This window comes from Caballeronia telluris, assembly GCF_001544495.1.
Classification (GTDB): Bacteria; Pseudomonadota; Gammaproteobacteria; order Burkholderiales; family Burkholderiaceae; genus Caballeronia; species Caballeronia telluris.
In genome coordinates this window covers 1-2670 of the sequence record NZ_FCNZ02000095.1, presented here as the reverse complement: position 1 = coordinate 2670, position 2670 = coordinate 1, and the positions used below count along the sequence as shown (strand labels likewise).

Below are 2670 nucleotides of genomic sequence, written 5' to 3'. Positions count from 1 at the left end.
TCGGGCACACTTAGGCGGATGTATCCGACTGACCCCACCCAGCACGTATCGCATGAAACCATTTACACGGCTATCTACGCTCAGCCGCGTGGCGAATTGCGCCGCCAGTTGATTGCCTGCCTGCGCCACGGCCACAACACCCGCATGTCGCGCACGCGCGGCACAGACCGACGCGGGCAGATTCCCGACATGGTGAGTATTCACGTACGCCCGCCCGAAATCGAGGACCGCCTGCTGCCTGGCCACTGGGAAGGCGACTTTGTAAAGGGCGCTGGGAACCAATCCTCCGTTGGCGTGCTGGTTGAGCGCACCAGCCGGCTGGTGCTGCTTGCCAAGATGGACGATGCTACCGCCGCCTCAGCTCTGGCGGGCTTCTCGGCCAAACTCAACTCGATTCCTGAACCCCTGCGCCAGAGCTTCACTTATGACCAAGGCAAGGAACTTACGCGCCACCAGGAACTCGCCGCGGCCACCGGCGTGCGCGTGTACTTCTGTGACCCCCATAGCCCCTGGCAACGCGGCACATGTGAGAAACACCAACGGCTTGCTGCGATAATACTTGCCCAAAGGAACCGACCTCTCGGTCTAACACACAGGACGAACTCGATGCTATCGCCGACAGCCTGAACAACCGCCCGCGCGCAACCCACGCGTTCTATTCGCCGTTCGACGTCTTCGCCGCCACGCTCGCCTCAGCAAGCCAACCTCGAGACGCTAAACACTAATCCCCCTGTTGCACTTCGGCTTGAAACCGCCCACTGTGAAGCTCTGGATTGCGTCTTCTCGTCCCCGAAGGAGAGAGCTTTCTGCCAATCAGAGAAGAGCCTTTCCCTTCATCTCCGACTCGATTTTCTCTATCACCTTCTTTGAGATTTTTCCCGCTAGCAGTCCTCTTACCGCGGCAAAGCCTAGCTCTTCGATTTCGTTAAACTTTAGGAAGCCTGGGACTCGATGAAGCATCTCCTTAGCCCTTGCCTCAAGAGCCGGCTCCAGCGACTTTGCGTCAAAGGAACCTTTGTTTGGCCACGCCGGTTCCGGCTCTATGTTGGCAGCAGTGCCGTAAAGAGGAATGACGGGACATTCCCCTTCCGGGATGGTCACCCCGGGGGGAAGCACTCCGATAGCTGGGCGCGGGCCAGCAAAGACAGGATTCCGCTTATCGAGCGTGAGTGACCAAGCCAGGAAAGCCTGACAATTTCGCCGACCGAGCATGAAGTCGTGGTGCCGAAACTCAGCGGACATGAAGCCGAGAAATCCGCCCAGTCCTGCGCCGCACAAGGCGTCTCCGCCGGTGAGAAAGGCAGGAGCCGCGCCACCCGGGGCTGGATTGGAACGCCTCGGCGTAACGAGCAGCCGGTTGTACACCTCGGGATGCAGAAACTGAACGAGGTCTGCTGTGGCGAAGCGGTTTGATTGAACGAACATCGCAAGCGTCGGTGCCAGCAGAGACGTGAGTGTCATGCTATCCGCAGGTATTGACGTTTTTGGGGCGTCTGCAAAAGGGTCGACCAGGATGACCGCCCGGTTTGTTTCCGTAGAAGTCAGCTTCGCTGGTTCTCCGCCGATGCCATCGAGGACTTGCCTAGCCAAAAAAATCGGCTCGTTGTCGGTGCATCCACCATCAACGGCAGCGAATTGGTAGGGCGGTGTTCCCGGCTCGAGGCTGCAAAAGTTCGCCCAGTCGGGCGTCAACCACTCGTAGCTTGCCGAGGCTGGGTCGTACACAAAGCGATACTTGTAGTTGTCGGCGTCCCGCTGGACGATACGAGCCGGCAGTCCGACAGGAAAGGCGGATGTTCCCAGCGCATATTGAGCAAAGTTCGTCCACGGAAGAGGAGGCCGTCCGATGTGTTTTCCATCGGGCGCGGCGGCGCGTGGGTCAAAGGTTGGTGCGCCGACATAGTCAGCGTAGAACCGAATGTAATCCGCGTGATTTATGAAATATTCAGAGCGACCCGCCTCGCCTCGGAACACGACCTTATAAGGAACCCCCGTCAGGTGCGTGTAGGTCACAACGATTGGGAGAGGGTTGAACACATACCGACGACACGGTAGCGGCGCCTGGTCTTCCGCTGGGCAGTATTTGAGGCCTTTCTCGGCAATCGCTTCGAGGATTTTCCCATTTAACAGCGCGGCTACTGCGGGCGGCGAGCCCCCGGCCTGAGCTACGAGGTCAGTGTTCTCCAGAAAGTGGGAGATGTCGATGTCGTCAACCCAGACCGAGTAGAAGGGGTTGGCTGCCCACGTTTCGTGTCCAGCTTTGGCACTTGCCGGCTTGAATCTATAGTGGAGCGCTCGCGCAAGGAGTAGCGCGCATATCCCGCCTCCTGAGGTACCCGTGGCAATGCGCAAACGCACCCAATGCTGAGGGACTGTCGGCGCGGGCCGATTACCACCGTTCTTCGTGACCGCCTCTTCGATTTGCTCGTGCTCTTTCTGACGAGCCTCTTCCCATTGGTCCAAAGCTTCAATGAGGAAATCCAGAACGCCCGCAGTGAACGTACCGGCCGAAACGGTGCCCCCCAGAACGAGGGCAATTTCGAAGATGCCTTCGCCGAGTTGAGTCGATTTGAAGTACGTTCCCGGGGGCAGATGTCACGGATCGGCGTAATGACGCCGGGGATGATCGCCGTAATGGCGCCAGTTTGAAGTGAAGTAAAACGCGGATTC

2 protein-coding genes and 1 pseudogene are annotated in these 2670 nt (G+C 58.7%); 2 read left to right on the top strand and 1 reads right to left on the bottom strand.

Features of this window, described 5'->3' with window-relative positions; all coding sequences use genetic code 11:
* Nucleotides 1-725 (top strand): annotated as a pseudogene (locus tag AWB66_RS32190) (IS30 family transposase); the annotation flags it as partial.
* An 88-nt stretch (nt 726-813) separates the two neighbouring features.
* Here AWB66_RS32190 and AWB66_RS32185 read toward each other — a convergent pair.
* A complete protein-coding gene (locus tag AWB66_RS32185) occupies nt 814-2352 on the bottom strand; it encodes a hypothetical protein (RefSeq protein WP_087634016.1) in 1539 nt (512 codons plus the stop codon).
* Nucleotides 2353-2427: 75 nt separating this feature from the next.
* Here AWB66_RS32185 and AWB66_RS32180 point away from each other — a divergent pair, with 75 nt between their 5' ends.
* Nucleotides 2428-2649, top strand: a complete 222-nt coding sequence (locus AWB66_RS32180) for a hypothetical protein (protein ID WP_125469885.1) — start codon at nt 2428-2430, stop codon at nt 2647-2649.
* The last annotated feature ends 21 nt before the right edge of the window (nt 2650-2670 follow it).